Annotated in this window: 17 protein-coding genes; 8 read left to right on the forward strand and 9 right to left on the reverse strand. The window is 63.4% G+C overall.

Translation table 11 applies throughout. The annotated features are described in order from the left end of the window. Positions 1-113 precede the first annotated feature (113 nt). The 3 genes from SynRS9902_RS12325 to menA are packed head-to-tail and all read right to left on the reverse strand — an operon-like array spanning position 114 to position 3,201. On the reverse strand, positions 114-1,292 hold the full coding sequence (locus tag SynRS9902_RS12325) for an AMP-binding protein (RefSeq protein WP_186509330.1): 1,179 nt from the start codon (positions 1,290-1,292) through the stop codon (positions 114-116). Then, positions 1,292-2,260, reverse strand: a complete 969-nt coding sequence (menC, locus tag SynRS9902_RS12330) for an o-succinylbenzoate synthase (RefSeq protein WP_186509331.1) — start codon at positions 2,258-2,260, stop codon at positions 1,292-1,294. Before menC ends, SynRS9902_RS12325 begins: the two co-directional genes overlap by 1 nt. After that, the gene (gene menA, locus SynRS9902_RS12335) at positions 2,257-3,201 is read right to left on the reverse strand and encodes a 2-carboxy-1,4-naphthoquinone phytyltransferase (RefSeq protein WP_186509332.1); all 945 of its coding nucleotides are present in this window, start codon (positions 3,199-3,201) and stop codon (positions 2,257-2,259) included. Before menA ends, menC begins: the two co-directional genes overlap by 4 nt. A gap of 70 nt (positions 3,202-3,271) precedes the next feature. On the opposite strand from menA, the gene SynRS9902_RS12340 reads away from it, so the two are divergent. Beyond that, positions 3,272-4,678 (forward strand): isochorismate synthase MenF, encoded by a 1,407-nt coding sequence (locus SynRS9902_RS12340; RefSeq protein ID WP_186509333.1) that lies wholly within the window; start codon positions 3,272-3,274, stop codon positions 4,676-4,678. Here SynRS9902_RS12340 and gshB read toward each other — a convergent pair. Continuing rightward, on the reverse strand, positions 4,645-5,568 hold the full coding sequence (gene gshB, locus SynRS9902_RS12345) for a glutathione synthase (RefSeq protein WP_186509334.1): 924 nt from the start codon (positions 5,566-5,568) through the stop codon (positions 4,645-4,647). The genes SynRS9902_RS12340 and gshB overlap by 34 nt on opposite strands. Before the next feature lie 3 nt (positions 5,569-5,571). After that, positions 5,572-5,829: a glutaredoxin 3 gene (grxC, locus tag SynRS9902_RS12350; protein WP_186509335.1), complete on the reverse strand. Its 258-nt coding sequence runs from the start codon at positions 5,827-5,829 to the stop codon at positions 5,572-5,574. Between the two features lie 77 nt (positions 5,830-5,906). On the opposite strand from grxC, the gene prfB reads away from it, so the two are divergent. The 6 genes from prfB (at position 5,907) to SynRS9902_RS12380 (ending at position 9,603) form a co-directional block, all read left to right on the forward strand. Beyond that, a protein-coding gene (prfB, locus tag SynRS9902_RS12355) for a peptide chain release factor 2 (RefSeq protein ID WP_114987631.1) occupies positions 5,907-7,035 on the forward strand; the annotation gives its coding sequence in 2 pieces (ribosomal slippage) (positions 5,907-5,981 and positions 5,983-7,035; 1,128 coding nt in all). After that, positions 7,022-7,204 (forward strand): DUF3285 domain-containing protein, encoded by a 183-nt coding sequence (locus SynRS9902_RS12360; protein ID WP_006851191.1) that lies wholly within the window; start codon positions 7,022-7,024, stop codon positions 7,202-7,204. The genes prfB and SynRS9902_RS12360 overlap by 14 nt, the downstream gene beginning before the upstream one ends. Before the next feature lie 2 nt (positions 7,205-7,206). After that, positions 7,207-7,725: an rRNA maturation RNase YbeY gene (gene ybeY / locus SynRS9902_RS12365; protein ID WP_186509336.1), complete on the forward strand. Its 519-nt coding sequence runs from the start codon at positions 7,207-7,209 to the stop codon at positions 7,723-7,725. A 104-nt stretch (positions 7,726-7,829) separates the two neighbouring features. Beyond that, positions 7,830-8,237, forward strand: coding sequence for a diacylglycerol kinase family protein (locus tag SynRS9902_RS12370; RefSeq protein WP_244272960.1), 408 nt, complete (start codon positions 7,830-7,832; stop codon positions 8,235-8,237). Positions 8,238-8,251: 14 nt separating this feature from the next. Continuing rightward, positions 8,252-8,845 carry an aminodeoxychorismate/anthranilate synthase component II gene (locus SynRS9902_RS12375; protein ID WP_186509337.1) on the forward strand — a complete coding sequence of 198 codons (594 nt, stop codon included), beginning with the start codon at positions 8,252-8,254 and terminating at the stop codon, positions 8,843-8,845. A gap of 35 nt (positions 8,846-8,880) precedes the next feature. Continuing rightward, positions 8,881-9,603, forward strand: coding sequence for an MBL fold metallo-hydrolase (locus SynRS9902_RS12380; protein WP_186509338.1), 723 nt, complete (start codon positions 8,881-8,883; stop codon positions 9,601-9,603). On the opposite strand, the gene SynRS9902_RS12385 is transcribed toward SynRS9902_RS12380, so the two are convergent. Both SynRS9902_RS12385 and SynRS9902_RS12390 read right to left on the reverse strand, forming a co-directional pair. After that, complete coding sequence (locus SynRS9902_RS12385) at positions 9,587-10,570, reverse strand: asparaginase (RefSeq protein ID WP_186509339.1); 984 nt, start codon at positions 10,568-10,570, stop codon at positions 9,587-9,589. The genes SynRS9902_RS12380 and SynRS9902_RS12385 overlap by 17 nt on opposite strands. After that, positions 10,567-11,673: a histidinol-phosphate transaminase gene (locus tag SynRS9902_RS12390; protein ID WP_186509340.1), complete on the reverse strand. Its 1,107-nt coding sequence runs from the start codon at positions 11,671-11,673 to the stop codon at positions 10,567-10,569. The genes SynRS9902_RS12385 and SynRS9902_RS12390 overlap by 4 nt, the downstream gene beginning before the upstream one ends. A 195-nt stretch (positions 11,674-11,868) precedes the next feature. Between SynRS9902_RS12390 and SynRS9902_RS12395 the strand changes: the two genes are divergently transcribed. Continuing rightward, positions 11,869-12,966, forward strand: coding sequence for a hypothetical protein (locus tag SynRS9902_RS12395; protein ID WP_186509341.1), 1,098 nt, complete (start codon positions 11,869-11,871; stop codon positions 12,964-12,966). Here the strand turns inward: SynRS9902_RS12395 and argS are convergent, their stop codons facing one another. Both argS and nadC read right to left on the reverse strand, forming a co-directional pair. Then, entirely contained in the window at positions 12,967-14,739 is a 1,773-nt protein-coding gene (gene argS, locus SynRS9902_RS12400; RefSeq protein ID WP_186509342.1) for an arginine--tRNA ligase, read from the reverse strand. Positions 14,740-14,782: 43 nt separating this feature from the next. Beyond that, positions 14,783-15,622, reverse strand: coding sequence for a carboxylating nicotinate-nucleotide diphosphorylase (gene nadC / locus SynRS9902_RS12405; RefSeq protein WP_186509343.1), 840 nt, complete (start codon positions 15,620-15,622; stop codon positions 14,783-14,785). Positions 15,623-15,639 lie beyond the last annotated feature (17 nt).

Genomic DNA, 15,639 nt, shown 5'->3' on the forward strand with positions numbered 1-15,639 from the left:
AACCCATTAAGCAAATCCTATGAAGAATCCACCAATCCGACCGATAGAAAACATTTGTTTTCATTGCATTATTGCTACTCAGGTCGGTCATAGAAACCCAAACCTGCCAGTACTCAAGCGTGGTCTTGGCCCTCTACGAGAAGCCAGTTCAGCCAGCGCTTTCGCTCCCACTTCCCGATCGCACTGCACGACAACTCAGGGCATCGCAACCAACGTTTGGGACGTTCAGCGCATACCCAAGACATCGTCAGTTGTTGCAGTGACGCAATCAATGCAGGATCTGAACTGCCCACCAGAGCGACCAGGCACTCACCCCACTCCAGATCTGGCTCAGCCAGCATCAAGATGGGAACTGACGGAAGTTGATGCCTCGCCAAACTCTGCTGCAGCCGAGCTTCCAATTGCTCAGGAAAAACGGTTTCACCACCAGAGTGCAAAGCGCCATCCAAACGACCCAGCACCGTCAGCTCCGGCTTTAGTGACGCTGCATCTCCAGAGCGCCACCAGCCCTCAGCATCTGTCAAAGACTTCAATCGCGAGGGATCATCCGAGGACCAACGGCCGACGGCCAACCGTGCAGAGCGCACAAACAGCGCTTGATCGTCACCCAAGCGGAGCTCCACATCGCTGAGGGCACGTCCGCAACCCGACTCCCCGGCCAGAAACTGCTCCGGCGTCTGCGACGCCACCATGGCCGCCGTTTCGGTGGCGCCATAACTGGGAGCCAAGCGCAGGTCATGGGAACGAGCCTGATCAGCCAACGCATCCGGCAACGCTGCTCCGCCCACCCAGATCACGGAACAAGCCTGCAACCAGGCCAACCCTGCAGCATCGGCCATCAACCGATTCAATTGGGTGGGCACCAGTGACACCACAGCAGGGGCATGGCCCCAATCAGGCAAGGCCTCGCAGACCTGCAGTAAGTCGGCAGGAGACTTCATCAACGACGACGACAACGGCAGATGCCGCGCCCCCCAGCAACGGCTGCGCCACCAGGGCATCAGACCGCTGACGTGATGCAGCGGCAGCGGGTTGAGCAGGAATGTCTCAGAAGGATCCAGTCCAATCCCTTGCAACCAAGAGGCGGTGGCGGCGGCGGATCGATCCAGATGGCTCCAGGGCTGAAGACAGACCTGACGCCCACCACTGCTGCCACCGCTGGAGACCAGCACTCCATCCCCCTGCGGCAGGAGCGACTCCGGCACCATCGGCTGGGGTGGGCCAGACGGCGACAGCGGCAACCAGCCTCCCCGATCCAGACCCCGCAGAAGAGTGTCGACGTCAATCGCCATTACACCGCCGCGGCCCAGACCTGCTCTGGATCGTTGGAGAATATCGACCCCGCTGGCGTCCAACCGGGGGCCAGGCCCGGTGCCGCCGGCGTCGGCCCCTGGGCCTGAAGCCCGGCCAGGTGCTCCAACCAGCGCCGACCGACGCCGGTTTCAAACGCCGTGCTCAGCATCCGTTGGGGCATCCCCGCCTGCAGCTCCCGCAACAGCAGGCGGGGATCGCCCTCCAACGCGGGCCGCCGCACCTGCCAGCCGCTCCAGCTGAGACGCAACTCCGGGTGCTGGTCAAGCGATTCATCGAGGGCCACCGGCCCCAGCGCCGCCAACTGATTCAGGCCGACTTGATCCTGCACTGCCAGCGGTTGCTCCAACCAGTCCAGGCGCGGGTCATCGCTCAACCGCTGCATCCAGGCCTCAGCCGTACTGCGGTCCCAGCCGCCGTTGGCATCCAGACGCAGCCGGGCCGTGGGCGGCAGCCGCTGGAGCAGCTGCTCGAGCAGCTGACGCTCCAGCCCATCCGGCAGCGTGGCCACCTTCCACTTAAAGGTGCAGCGCTCCAGGCCACCCATCGATGCCGCAGCAACCTCCAGGGCCGAAAGCATCGCCTCGCCAGCCGGCAGCAACAGCGCCGGGGCAGGAGCCTTCAGCCAGCCCTGGGGCGCAGCAGCGCCCACCACACCCTGCAGCTCCGCCAAGGCCGCCCCAAGGCCAAAACCCACCGGCCCCGGGGCCTCCCGCAACACAGCCTCCAGCTGAGCCTCAGGAAGCTCGTCCGGCAGCGCTGCGAGAGCCTGCTCGCAGGCCATGAACTGCTGCGGCTGCAGCGGAGCCACTTCGCCCCAGCCCACGCCCCCCTGATCGTCATCCAGCCGCAGCAACCAGCCACAACGCTCCCGCAGCTCGCCGGCTGCGGTGCGCAGCGGCTGCAGCAGGGCAAAGCGGAAGCGGCGACGCTGCAGCCGGAGCGTCATCCGCCCGTCCAGACGCGCGCCAGAGCCAAGCCCGCACTCAGCCCCAGACCATTCCAGCCCTGGAAGCGCAGGGCCAGAAACTTGCTGCCGCTGATCAGCTCCGGCCTGTTGTGGTGGCGCTGGAGCAGACGCATCAGCTGCACACCGGCAGGAAGGCCGAGAGCGCTCAACAACACCGTCGGAGGCCAGTCCCCGTGCAGCACCGGCACCCACTCCAACGCCAGCGTCAAGGCCACAAACCAGGGCACCAAGGCTGCCGCCCGGGCCGTGCCCAGACGCACCACCGGCGAGCGTTTGCCATGGGCGGCGTCCTCCTCCACCTGATGGAAGTGGGAGCAGAACAACACCAGGGTGGTCGCCAGGGCAGGACCTGCCCCCAAAATCCAGGCCGTGCCCCAAGGGGTCGATCCTGCCCCCCGGGGCTGCAGCACCACGAGGGCCGCTGCGGTGGCAAACGGTCCAAAGGCCAGCCAGCACAGGGGCTCACCCAGGCCGCGGTAGCCCAGGCGGAACGGCGGGCCCTGATACACGTAACCCAGGCCGCAGCAGACCAACACCAGGGCCAGCACGGCCCCGCTGCTGTTCCAGGCCAAACCGGCCATCAGCAGCAAGCCCAGCACCAGCGCAGCGGTCGCCCCCTGGGCGACACGGTCCCGGCGGCCGGTGAGGTTCACCACGGAATGGGGTTTACCGGTGGCATCCACACCCGTGGCCGCGTCAAAAACATCGTTGCTGAGGTTTTCCCAAAGCAACAGCAGGATGGCCGCCAGCACAAAGCCCCCCAACTGCAGCCAGCGCAGGGAGCCCGCCACCCCGAACTGCCATCCAGCCGCCAACAGCACAGGCATCACGGCAACGGAATACATCGGCCACTTGATCGCTGCCTTCCACAAACGGCGCCGATCGGCGTAACGGGATGCGACAGCCTGCGGCTCAGACATGGACAGGACCCGTTCCCGCAGGGCGAAGACCCATACATTTGAGCAGTAACCCTGGCCGGAAACGCCGCGGATGTCGGCTGATTGTTGTTTCAGCACCCTCCTCTCCGCTGCCCAGCGGGGATGGTTGGCCTGTGACGGCGATGAAGCGCTGCTCAGCCTGGCCCTGCCGATCGAAGGGATCGACCCGCTTCTGGCCTTGCCGCAGCTGGCGGAGCAGGAAAGCCTGCAGGTGCTGTGGGACAGCGCGCCGGGCCTCTGCCTGGCTGCCGCCGGGCCCTGCCAGGAACTGGAGCTGGCCGGCAGCCGTCGCTTTGAGCAGGCCCAGCGCTTCGCCGACCTCTGCCTCAGCCGGCTGCACGACACGGCAACGGACAGCCCAGCCCATGCGCGACCTCGGGTGCTGCTGCGCTTCCGCTTCTTTGACCAGGTGAGTGAGCGCCGCCGCAGTGAAGCGGTGGTGCCATCGGTGCAGGCCGTGCTGCCCCGCTGGCAACTCAGCCGTCAGGGACGCCGCGGCTGGCTGCGGCTGAATGGGGTCGTGAGCAGTGCAGCGGACTGCCGCGAGCTGGCGGAACAGCTTTGGCTCAAGCACGAACAACTGCTCAAGGCGCCAGCCACGCCACCCCCCCTCAAGCCCCAGGCGCTGGTGGCGGCAACGGAACCGGAAACCTGGCGGCAGCGCTACGCCGCAGCCCTCACCCGCGGCATTGATCTGGTCAACAGCGGCGAGCTGCACAAACTAGTGCTGGCGGTGCGGCACCGCATCGTTCTGGCCGACACCTTCAACCCCCTGCCGCTGTTGAAACGGCTGCGGCGGCAACAGGCCGGCAGCTGCCGCTTCCTCTGGCAGCGCCATGCCGGGGATGCCTTCTTTGGTGCATCGCCGGAACGACTGCTCAGCCTGCGCGCCGGTTGGCTGCGCAGTGATGCCCTGGCCGGCACGGCGGGGCAGGGAGATTCCGGAGCGCAGCTGCTGCGCTCCGATAAAGACCGCCGTGAACACGAGTTGGTGGTTGAAACCATCACCGACCAACTGCGCCGCAACGGACTGAGCCCCCGCCGCCGCCGCCAACCCCAACTGGCCCGTCACGGCAACCTCACCCACCTGCACACCCCGATCACGGCCGAAACCCAGGGTCAGCCCGTGCTCGCACTGGCTGAACAGCTGCACCCCACCCCTGCCGTTGCCGGGTTGCCGCGACGCGACGCGATGGCCTGGTTGCGCACCCTCGAACCGTTTGAACGGGGCAGTTACGCAGCGCCGATTGGCTGGATCGACAGCGCCGGAGATGCGGAACTGCGGGTGGCGATCCGCTGCGGTCATGCCCGCGGCTGCGAGCTGGACCTCACCGCCGGCGCTGGCCTGGTGCGAGGGTCCGTTGCCGAGCGGGAGCTGCAGGAAGTGGGGCTGAAGCTGGCCGTGCTGGCAGACCAGCTGGAACTTCAGACCAGCGCGCGCAACCGCTCGATCGTCTGATCAGCCAACGGCTGGCTCATCAGCCGCTCCACTTCCCGCACCCCGGTGGGGCTGGTGACGTTGATTTCGCTGAGCATGCCGCAGATCACGTCAATGCCAACGAAGAACAACCCCTCCGCCCGCAGCGCCGGGGCCAGGGCAGCGCAGATCTGACGTTCCCGCTCAGTGAGTTCCGTGGCCTCCGCCTGACCACCCACGGCCAAGTTGCTGCGGAACTCCCCCGCTGACGGGCGACGATTGATCGCCCCCAGGGGATCGCCGTCCACCAGCAGGATGCGCTTGTCACCCTCGCTCACGGACGGCAGAAAGGCCTGAGCCATCACCGGCAGGCTTTCCTGCTCTGTCACCAACTCCAGCAGAGCCTTCAAGCCCGGCGACTGGCCGTTGACCCGAATCACCCCCAGGCCGGCACGGCCCCCCAAGGGTTTGAGCACGATCTCCTGCTGCTCCTGGGCAAACAACAGCAATTCAGACACCCGCCCCGCCACCAGCGTGGGAGCCATCCAACGGCTGAAGCGCAAGGCCCCCAGCTTTTCGTTCCAGCTGCGCAGGGCACTGGGGCGATTGAGCACCCGCACCCCAGCTCTCTCCGCGACCTCCAGCAGATGGGTGGCGTACAGATACGCCTCATCAACCGGCGGGTCCTTGCGCATCCAGATCACATCAAACCCAGCCAGGGCCTGACGTTCAGCCACCCCAACCGTGATCCAGGGCTCCGGCGTCACCGGCAGGGCGATCGCGAGGGGTTCATCGCCCCGTGCAATCAGATCGGAGGGCGTGCAGGCCCACACTTCATCGCCGGCGCGATGGGCGGCCTGCATCAGCGCAGCAGAGGAATCCTTGGCTGGATTGATCTGCCCCAGCGGATCCAGAACGAACAGCTGGCGCATCGATCAGGCCTTCAGCAGCGCATCGAGCTCACCGGCGCGATCCAAGGCATGGAGGTCGTCACAACCACCGATGTGGCAATCGTCGATGTACACCTGCGGAACACTGCGGCGACCATCGCCCCGCGCCGCCATGGCATCCCGGGCAGGCTCATCCCCATCCACGCTGTGTTCGATGTAGCTCACCCCTTTGCGATCCAGGAGCCCCTTGGCGCGGACGCAGAACGGGCAGGTTTGCCAGGTGTAGATCTCAACCTTGGCCATTGCGTTGGTGATGCCAGTGGTCGGATCCTATGCAGCTACTGCGCTGATAGCGTCAGAGGCTGATCAGGACCGAGTCCTTGCTGGATCTCACCGACTTCAAACGCGATCTCTCCGAGCTCACTGACCGCCTGGGCAATGCCCAGGACTGTCTTTGACGTCCCTGCACTGAACGCAAGGCAACAGGATCTCGAACAACTCGCGGCCCAGCCCGATTTCTGGGATGACCAGCAGAACGCCCAGAAGCAGATGCGGCGTCTGGATGAGGTGAAGGCCCAGCTGTCTCAGCTGGCCGGATGGCGCGGTGCGGTCGATGACGCCCAGGCCACCCTTGAGCTCTACGAACTGGAGCCCGATGAGGACCTGCTCCAGGAAGCTCAGAACGGGCTAAACCAGTTGCGCCAAGGGCTGGACCGCTGGGAACTGGAGCGCCTGCTCAGCGGCGAATACGACAAAGAGGGTGCCGTGCTCAGCATCAATGCGGGGGCCGGCGGAACAGACGCCCAGGACTGGGCCCAGATGCTGCTGCGGATGTACACCCGCTGGGCGGAAGACCACGGCATGAAGGTGACCGTGGATGAACTCTCCGAAGGGGAGGAAGCCGGGATCAAGAGCTGCACGATCGAGATCGAAGGGCGCTACGCATACGGCTACCTGCGCAACGAAAAAGGCACCCATCGCCTGGTGCGCATCTCACCGTTCAACGCCAATGACAAGCGCCAGACCAGCTTTGCTGGTGTGGAGGTGATGCCCAAGATCGAGGAGGAGGTCAAGCTCGATATTCCTGAAAAGGACCTGGAGATCACCACCAGCCGCTCGGGCGGCGCGGGTGGTCAGAACGTGAACAAGGTGGAAACGGCTGTGCGCATCCTGCACATCCCAACCGGGCTGTTTGTGCGCTGCACCCAGGAGCGCTCCCAGCTCCAGAACAAGGAGAAAGCGATGGCGTTGCTGATGGCCAAGCTGCTGGTGATCGCCCAGGAGCAACGGGCGGCCGAAATCGCCGACATCCGCGGCGACATCGTTGAAGCGGCCTGGGGCAACCAGATCCGCAACTACGTTTTTCAGCCGTACCAAATGGTGAAAGACCTGCGCACCAATGAAGAAACCAACGATGTGCAAGCGGTGATGGATGGGGCCCTCGACCCCTTCATCGACGCTTCTTTGCGCCAGGGTGTCGACAGTCCCGGCGCCGATGCCGATTCCTGATCCCATGGCCAGCGAGAGCACCCCACCGCCGAGCTTCGTCAAACAGGCCATGCGCAACATGGTGCGCAAGGGCAGCAAGAGCCTGTTTCACTTCGGCCTCACCGCCATGGGCTTCCTCGGCTTCATCACCCTCGTGGCTTGGCTGGGGCGACCGACCCTGCCGGGGTAGGCATGGAGCTCGACCTCGCACTGGATCGGGAGGGGGTGACGCTGCAACCCTCCGACGGCACCGATCTGCTCGATGAAACGGCCTGGCTCCAGCAGTTGGAACGTTGGCTGAACAGCATCTGCGGGGATTCCAGCCTCGACTGCCCAACCCTGGTGCGTGCAGCGGAAGAGCTCAGCCTGGGGCTGCGTTTCACCGATGATGCCGATATCGCGGATTTGAACAGCGCCTGGCGCCAGAAAACAGGCCCCACGGACGTGTTGTCGTTTGCCGCCCTCGACGACACAGGCGACTGGATGGAAGGCCCCAGCATCGAACTGGGAGACATCATCGTCTCCCTGGAGACCGCCCGGCGTCAGGCCCAGGAGCAGGGGCACAGCCTGCAGCGGGAATTGCGCTGGCTGGTGAGCCATGGCCTACTGCACCTGCTGGGCTGGGACCATCCCGATGACGAGACCCTTGCCGCAATGCTGGCCCTGCAGGAGAGGCTTCTTGGGGATGGGTGGCCTGGACAACCCGGGTAGGCTTCGAAAAGCGGGCGTGTGCCCTGCGGAGTCTGAGTTCCGTTCCGATGACCACTGAATCGCCCCGGACACCCTCCGCAGACGCAGCTTCAGAGGAGGTGGCCATGGTGCCCAATGCCATGCGACGACGGGGCAGCTGGCGCATCGCCGGTGATCTGCCCTCGAGTTTTCGCTACGCGGCTCAGGGCCTCGGCTACGCCTTCCTCACCCAGCGCAACTTCCGCATCCATGTGGTGACGGGGCTGGTGGTGTTTGGCCTGGCCACCTGGCTGCAACTGGATCTGATCCGCCTGGCCGTGCTGGTGCTTACGGTGGCTGCCGTTCTCGTGTTGGAGCTGCTGAACACAGCGATGGAAGCGGTGGTGGATCTGGCCATTGGCCGGCGCTACCACCCCTTGGCCCGCATCGCCAAAGACTGTGCTGCTGCCGCCGTGCTGACGGCAGCCATCAGCTCTTTGCTGATCGCTCTGTTTCTCCTGCTTCCACCGCTCCTGCTCCGCCTGGGGCTCTGACTCCCGATTCGCAGATGCTGCTGGTCATCGACAACTACGACAGCTTCACCTTCAACCTGGTGCAGTACTTCGGTGAGCTCGCCGCTCAGCATCCGGTGGCAGCCGATCTTCAGGTGCATCGCAACGACGCCATCAGCCTTGAGCAGATCCGTGCCCTGAAGCCCGACGCGATCCTGCTCTCCCCAGGCCCAGGCGACCCAGATCAATCGGGCGTCTGCCTCGACATCCTCAAAGAGCTTTCCGCAACGGTGCCCACCCTGGGGGTATGCCTGGGCCATCAGGCCATCGCCCAGGTGTACGGCGGCCGGGTGGTGCGTGCCCAGCAGCAGATGCACGGTAAGACCTCACCCGTCCTCCACAAGGGCGACGGTGTGTTTACGGGACTGCCCCAACCGCTGACGGCCACCCGCTACCACTCCCTGATCGCCGAACGCGACACCCTGCCGGACTGCCTCGAGGTGACCGCTTGGCTCGAGGACGGCACAATCATGGGCCTGCGGCACCGGGAACATCAGCACCTGCAGGGGGTGCAGTTCCACCCCGAGAGCGTGCTCACCGATCAAGGCCACCAACTGCTGGCCAATTTCCTGCGGGAAGCTGAGGGATAACGCTGTTAGCGTCCGAAACACGTCCAGCCCAACCCATGTCCGTCCTGCGTTCCGCCGTGACCGCCGCTGCAGGCCTGGCAGTTGGCCTCACATCGCCGGCCTTGGCGGGTGGTGGAGTGTCGATCAGCAGCTATGGGCAGCGGTCCCTGCTGATCCAGGGGGGCGGGCAGTCGGTTCTGCTCAACCCTTACAAGGCCGTGGGTTGTGCTGCAGGGCTACCTGAACCTCGGCTGACGGCCGGCGTTGTTCTGGCCAACTCCGAACTCGCCGATGAAGGAGCCCGCGACGTGGCCGGTGGCCGTTTTCTGGCCCAACCCGGGTCATATCGCATCGGCGGGCTTAGCCTTGAGGGCTTTGCCAATCCCCACGACCGCGTGGGCGGACGCCGCTTTGGCAACGCCACCCTCTGGCGCTGGCAGCAAGGGGGCCTCAGCTTTGCCCATCTCGGTGCCACCGCTGGAGAGCTAACAGCTGCCGACAAGGTGCTGTTGGGCAACCCCGATGTGCTGATCATCGGTGTTGGTGGCGGCAGCAAGATCTACAACGCCGAAGAGGCTGCGGCGGTGGCGAAGCAGTTGAACCCCAAACGCGTCATCCCGGTGCAGTACGTCAACGGCGAAGCACCTGATGGCTGTGATCAAGAGGGTGTGCAGTCCTTCCTCGACGCCATGGGCGGCACCGCCGTGCGCCGGGTGGGCCGGTCGCAAACCCTGCCGGGCCGCCTCGACGACACCACCGTGATCACAGTGATGCAGTAATCAGTGCATTCAGCTGATCTCTGTCCCAGCCCGCCAACACAGCCAATAACAAAACCACCCTGGCTTTCTGGGGATTGAGGCTGCCTGAGGGCAGCAGCCCGAGCCGTTCATCCTCGGAATGCTGGTGCACGGGTCCAGACCCGCAACGGTTGGCCCGCAACATCAACGGCCGCTTCCCTGGCCAAGCCTCAAGCGCCGAACGCTCAGCCGCTGACAACTGGCCGGCGCCCGTCCCTGTGAACACCAGGCCCTCAACGCCGGCGTTGAGGCAAGCGCTGAGCAGGAGCGGCTCGGGCTCCACACACCCGTAAACGATCGGCACTTGGGGCCATTGCTCCGGCAAATCGAGCCCAGCAAAGGGCACCTGCCGGGGTCCACTCGCCATGGGCAGATGAACGCCAACGTCATCCACCCAGCCCAAGGGCCCGCGACCGGGACTGGCGAACGCCCCCACCCCCTGGGCGGCCAGCTTGGTGACCCACTGGGCGGCATGGATCTGACCATCCATCACCACCAGCACGCCCTGACCGCGCACTTCTGGGCTTGAGGCCACCTGCACCGCCTGCAACAAATTGAGGGGGCCATCGGCACTGAGGGCCGTGGCCGGCCGCATCGCCCCCACCAGCACCACCGGCCGGGGATCATCGATCAACAGCTGCAGCAACCAGGCGGTTTCCTCCAGCGTGTTGGTGCCATGAGTGATCACCACTCCAGCCAGCTCAGGGTCTGCCGCAAAAGCAGCACGAATGCGCGCCACCAGCGCGCGCCAATGGGCAAACAACAGGTCGGCGCTGTCGACATTGGCCACCTGCTCAACGCTGATCCTCGCCAGGCCTTGCAGCTGCGGCACCGCCGCCAACAGGGCATCACCCCCGAGCACGCCCGCGGTGTAGTTGTTCAGCGTTGCACTGTTCTCCGCACAGCCGGCAATGGTGCCGCCGGTGGCCAGCAGCAGCAGACGCTTCATCGCTCCAGGGGGAGGAACGCCTCCATGAAGCGCTGCATCTGGCTGGTGGTGCCGATGCTCACCCGGAAGCAGCCATCGATCAAGGGCTTGCCTGCCATCGAACGCACCAGGATTCCCGCTTCGCGCAGCGTCACATCCACCTCCGCCACCGGGCGCTGGGGCCAGATCAGCAGATAGTTGCCGCCATCGCAGTGGTGCTTCACGCCAGCTTCCCGCAGCGCCTGCAGGGTCCAATCGCGGGCCCGCAGCACCTCAGCCACGTAGGCATCCACATACGACTGATCGGCCAAGGCGGCAAAGGCCGCGGCCACGGCCACGCTGTTGACGTCGTAGGGTCCCGTGACGCGACTCACCCGATCCACCACATCGGCATGGCCGATGGCAAAGCCAATCCGCAAACCCGCCAAACCAGCTGTTTTGGCCAGGGAGCGGAACACCAGCAGGTTCGGTGTGGCCGTGAAATCTGCGCGCGGCAGCACGCTGTCGCCGGTGAAGGCTTCATAGAGCTCATCCACCACCACCAAGGTGCCCGGGGCTGAGGCCGCCAAGGCGATCACCTGATCGGCTGGCAAGCGCGTGCCAGTGGGGTTGTTGGGGTTACAGATCAACAGCAACCGCGGTGCTCGAGCCGCCAACGCCTCCTGAATGGCCGCCAGCGGAAAATCGAACGTCTCCCCTTCGTAGGGAATCGCCTCGATCGTCATGCCCTGCATCCCAGCGCAGGGGCTGTAGTAACCGAAGGTGGGCGCTGTGGTGAGCAACGTCTCACCAGCATTGCCATAGGCCTGAAACACCGCATGGATGGCGGCATCCACCCCGTTGAACAGGCCCACCTGATCAGGCTGTAATCCCGGGCGGCAGCCCGTTTCCACCAGGCTCTGGAGCAACGCCTCCCGCAGGCCGTCGTACTCCGGGTACACGGCGATCTCTTCGGTGCTGAAATTGCGCAAGGCCTGTGCCACCAAAGGGCTGGGGCCAATCGTGTTCTCGTTGAAATCCAGCCGCAGCATCTGGCGGCGGCCCTCCAACGGCGCGCTGTAGGCCTTGAGCTGCTCCACAGCGGCGCGGGCAGGGGGCGGAGCTGGGGATTTGTCAAGAGACATCAGCAAACCATTGAAGAGTGCAGGCCTCGAGGCGCAAAAAGGTTGAAACCATTCAGCGGAAATGGCCCAGACAAAAGGCCCAGGTCAAGTCTGCCTAAAATAGTCAACAGAGATACGTGACGGCCACGAAGGTCACAATCACAACCAGAAACGGTCACCAGCCAAATCAGCTAAATATTTCGGAACAAAACAACCATGAGAAAGCTAATAATTCACGTTGGACCCGGAAAATGTGGGTCATCAAGCATACAAGAACACTTCAAATCCAATGAGCGAGATTACTCCCTGCAAAGCACATCTTTTCTTAAATTAAATGCAAATTGGATAGGCAAAGTACACAAAAGCAATAATTTTCCCGAAGAAAGGCCAGAAACCAATCGAGTCAAAAACAGTGCCGCAAGACACCAAACCCTAATCCTCAGCCATGAATACTTATTCCAAAAACCAAGAGCGGTATCCACGATTTGCAAAAAACTCGAGCAATATTTTCAAGACATAATCATTATTGGATACTCGCGAAGACAGTCCGAACATATTAAATCTTCTTTTAACCAATGGATCTTCAGGTCAAAAAAAAGACTTCTTGAATCCTACAATTGCCTCAAAGAACACGGGATTAACCCAACTTTGTTTACCAGCCTCGAACGATACTTAATCGCAGGCGCACTTACAGATTTTCAAAGCACAAGACAACTTTCAGGCGATTTAATTCTTAATTGGCACAAAAGATACAGCCGCTTAGATGAATTGACTAAAAATACCAATACCACCGTCAAGTGCGGCGTCATACCCATACCACAAACAGCCAAACCTAATTCTTTAATAAAAGACTTTCACTTGAAAGCCGACCTTCAACCAATAAACTCGAGAAAACATCAACAAGAGACCCAGGCCAACCCACAATTCAACCAAACACTAGTGGAGGCTGTCAGCAACTTTCAGCTCCTCAATGAAACCAAGCTTGTAGAACCTCACAAAAAAAACAAAGAGCTAGCAGCCATTTCGCAAGCCTTGACGACTAACAACAAAAATAAAACCACATTCGAAATGCAGCTCGAATCCTACATAGACTCATTTTTTTGGAATTCAAATATAAAATTCTGCGATAAATACGATTTACCTACCGAGTCTTTCGAACCAAAAGAAATCCTCACCCAATCGACCATCCGATACTTGGTAGAAAACGAACAAATAGAGCGCCAACACAATCCCGAAATCCTTATCGAGACTTACCAAGCGATGAATGCCGAGCTCGCTCAAGCATGCATGAAGCTGATTGAGTCGCAGACTTAATTACATGCGGTCCAGGGTGGCGATGCCCAGCAGTCCGAGCCCCAGTCTGAGGGTGTCGGCCGTCAAACGGCAGAGGGCGAGGCGGGATGCCAGCGCTTCAGGATCGGCCTTGAGCACCGGCACCTGGTCGTAGAAACGGTTGAACACCTGGCTGAGCTCGAACAGATAGCTGCACAAGCGGTTGGGCAGCAGCTCCTCCTCCACCTCAGCAATCACGGCATCGAACTTGAGCAGCTCCCGCACCAGGGCCCACTCCTGGGGCTCGCTGAACTGCAGTTGGGCATTGGTGGCCGCAAGGTCGCCCCCCTTGCGGGCGATACCGGCGATGCGCACCACGGCATAGAGGAGATAGGGCGCCGTGTTGCCCTGCAGCGCCAGCATCCGATCGAAGGAGAACTGGTAATTGGTGATCCGGTTCTGGCTGAGGTCGGCGTATTTCACCGCCGCCAAACCCACGGTGCCCGCCACATGCTGGATGAACTCCTCCGACTCGCTGCGCTCCTCCTCCTTCAGGCGTGAACGCAGATCGGTTTCGGCACGCTCGACGGCTTCATCGAGCAGATCCCGCAGACGCACGGTGTCTCCCGCACGGGTTTTGAGCTTCTTGCCGTCTTCCCCCTGCACGAGGCCAAAGGGCACATGCTCGAGGCGCGCACCGTCCGGGATCCAGCCGGCCCGTTTGGCCACCTGGAACACCCCGGCGAAATGGTTCGCCTGGCCGGCATCGGTGACATACACCACCCGGCGGGCACCATCCCCCTCAGGAGCCGCTCCAAAGCGGTAGCGGATCGCCGCCAGATCAGTGGTGGCGTAGTTGAAGCCGCCGTCGCTCTTCTGCACGATCACCGGCAGGGGCTTGCCGTCCTTGCCCTGCACGCCCTCAAGGAACACACACTGGGCACCGTCATCGGTGACCAGCAGCTCAGCGGCCTTCAGGCCATCAATCACCGCTGGCAGGAAGGGGTTGTAGAACGATTCCCCGCGTTCGCTGAGGCGGATGTCGAGCCGGTCGTAGATCTTCTGAAACTCGCGCCGCGACTGGTCGCAGAGGAGGCCCCAGGCCTTGAGCGACACCGGATCGCCCCCCTGCAGCTTCACCACCTCCTCGCGGGAGGTGGACTGGAAGGCTTCATCATCATCGAAGCGCTTCTTGGCCTCGCGGTAGAAAGCCACCAGGTCTCCCAGATCCACCGCATCGGCGGTGTCCAGGGCTTCCGGCGCCACCTGCTTGAGGTGGGTGATGAGCATGCCGAACTGGGTGCCCCAGTCGCCCACATGATTGAGGCGCAGCACCGGATGGCCGCGGAACTCGAGCACCCGCGCCAGGGAGTCGCCAATGATCGTGGAGCGCAGATGCCCCACATGCATCTCCTTAGCGATGTTGGGGCTGGAAAAATCCACCACCACCGGCGCCGGGTTCTCCACCGCCGGCACGCCGAGACGCTCGTCCCCCAGCCGTGCCGACACCTCCGCCGCCAGCCGCTCCGGGCGGATCGTGAGGTTGATGAAGCCCGGCCCGGCGATCTGCGGCTCCAGGCAGAGGTCGGTGAAGGCAGGATCAGCCTGCAGCTGCTCCACGATCGCCGTGGCGATCTGCCGAGGAGCCTGCTTCAAGGGCTTGGCCAGGGGCAGCGCGCCATTGGCCTGGAAGTCGCCGAATTCCGGCTTGCTGGCAGGGGCCAGTTGGGGGTCCAGCCCCGCATCGACCTCCGGGAAGGCCCGTTGCATCGCCGCCCGCAGCTGGGCATCCAGGGACTGGGACAGGCTGAGCATGGGCAGTGCGTGGCCGGGGGAATCCGGCTCTGATCATCCCTCTTCAGGTGAAACGCATGCTCAAGTCGAGCCAGCGGCTGCGGGTGACCGGCGCGCTGGTGGAGATCAGATCAATGCCGGTGGCGGCGTAGGCCTGCAACTGCTCGGGCTGAATGCCGGAGGCCTCCAGCACCACCACCCCGGTGCTGCAGTCCCGCAGGCGCGGTACCAGCTGCATGAGCTGCTCAGGGCTGAATTCATCCAGCAGCACCCCATTGGCACCCGCCTGCACCGCCTCCAATGCCTGGGCCTCCGTCTCCGCTTCCACAATCACGGCCGCGGGCCAGGGGGCCTGCTCACGCACAGCCGTGATGGCCGCTGTGATGCCCCCCGCCCAGGCGATGTGGTTCTCCTTGAGCATGGCCGCGTCGTCCAGCCCCATGCGGTGGTTGATGCCGCCGCCGCAACGCACCGCGTATTTCTCCAGCAGACGAAGCCCAGGGGTGGTCTTGCGGGTGTCGGCCAGACGCACGCCGGTGCCCTCAAGCTGGGCCACCAATCCAGCGGTGGCGGTGGCAATGCCCGAAAGGCGCATGGCCAGGTTCAAGGCGGTGCGTTCCCCCGCCACCAAGGCCGCTGCGGGCCCCTGCAGCTCCAGCAGGCAGTCCCCGGCCTCGACGGCGTCACCGTCCTGCCGCAGCAGGCGAAGGCTCACCCCGGGATCCAGATGCTGAAACAAGCGCTGCACCAACGGCCCACCGCAGAACCGTCCCGGCTGTTTGGCGACCCAATGGGCCTGACCCTGCTGACCCTGCAAGGCAGCCGCCGTCAGATCACCGCGGCCGATGTCTTCCGCCAGCCAGGCCTCCAATGCAGCGGTGAGTGCCGGGGATTGCCAGTCCAAACCGTTTGAGACATCCG

The sequence above is a fragment of the Synechococcus sp. RS9902 genome (assembly GCF_014279635.1).
GTDB lineage: Bacteria > Cyanobacteriota > Cyanobacteriia > PCC-6307 > Cyanobiaceae > Parasynechococcus.

Excerpts from the sequence above, each read along its gene's own strand:
- SynRS9902_RS12360 (WP_006851191.1), top strand. The coding sequence starts at position 7,022 with ATGCCGATTCCTGATCCCATGGCCAGCGAGAGCACCCCACCGCCGAGC.
- SynRS9902_RS12375 (WP_186509337.1), top strand. The coding sequence starts at position 8,252 with ATGCTGCTGGTCATCGACAACTACGACAGCTTCACCTTCAACCTGGTG.
- SynRS9902_RS12380 (WP_186509338.1), top strand. The coding sequence starts at position 8,881 with ATGTCCGTCCTGCGTTCCGCCGTGACCGCCGCTGCAGGCCTGGCAGTT.
- menA (WP_186509332.1), bottom strand. The coding sequence starts at position 3,201 with ATGTCTGAGCCGCAGGCTGTCGCATCCCGTTACGCCGATCGGCGCCGT.
- SynRS9902_RS12370 (WP_244272960.1), top strand. The coding sequence starts at position 7,830 with ATGGTGCCCAATGCCATGCGACGACGGGGCAGCTGGCGCATCGCCGGT.
- SynRS9902_RS12340 (WP_186509333.1), top strand. The coding sequence starts at position 3,272 with ATGTCGGCTGATTGTTGTTTCAGCACCCTCCTCTCCGCTGCCCAGCGG.
- SynRS9902_RS12385 (WP_186509339.1), bottom strand. The coding sequence starts at position 10,570 with ATGAAGCGTCTGCTGCTGCTGGCCACCGGCGGCACCATTGCCGGCTGT.
- SynRS9902_RS12325 (WP_186509330.1), bottom strand. The coding sequence starts at position 1,292 with ATGGCGATTGACGTCGACACTCTTCTGCGGGGTCTGGATCGGGGAGGC.
- grxC (WP_186509335.1), bottom strand. The coding sequence starts at position 5,829 with ATGGCCAAGGTTGAGATCTACACCTGGCAAACCTGCCCGTTCTGCGTC.
- SynRS9902_RS12395 (WP_186509341.1), top strand. The coding sequence starts at position 11,869 with ATGAGAAAGCTAATAATTCACGTTGGACCCGGAAAATGTGGGTCATCA.
- argS (WP_186509342.1), bottom strand. The coding sequence starts at position 14,739 with ATGCTCAGCCTGTCCCAGTCCCTGGATGCCCAGCTGCGGGCGGCGATG.
- gshB (WP_186509334.1), bottom strand. The coding sequence starts at position 5,568 with ATGCGCCAGCTGTTCGTTCTGGATCCGCTGGGGCAGATCAATCCAGCC.
- SynRS9902_RS12390 (WP_186509340.1), bottom strand. The coding sequence starts at position 11,673 with ATGTCTCTTGACAAATCCCCAGCTCCGCCCCCTGCCCGCGCCGCTGTG.
- menC (WP_186509331.1), bottom strand. The coding sequence starts at position 2,260 with ATGACGCTCCGGCTGCAGCGTCGCCGCTTCCGCTTTGCCCTGCTGCAG.
- ybeY (WP_186509336.1), top strand. The coding sequence starts at position 7,207 with ATGGAGCTCGACCTCGCACTGGATCGGGAGGGGGTGACGCTGCAACCC.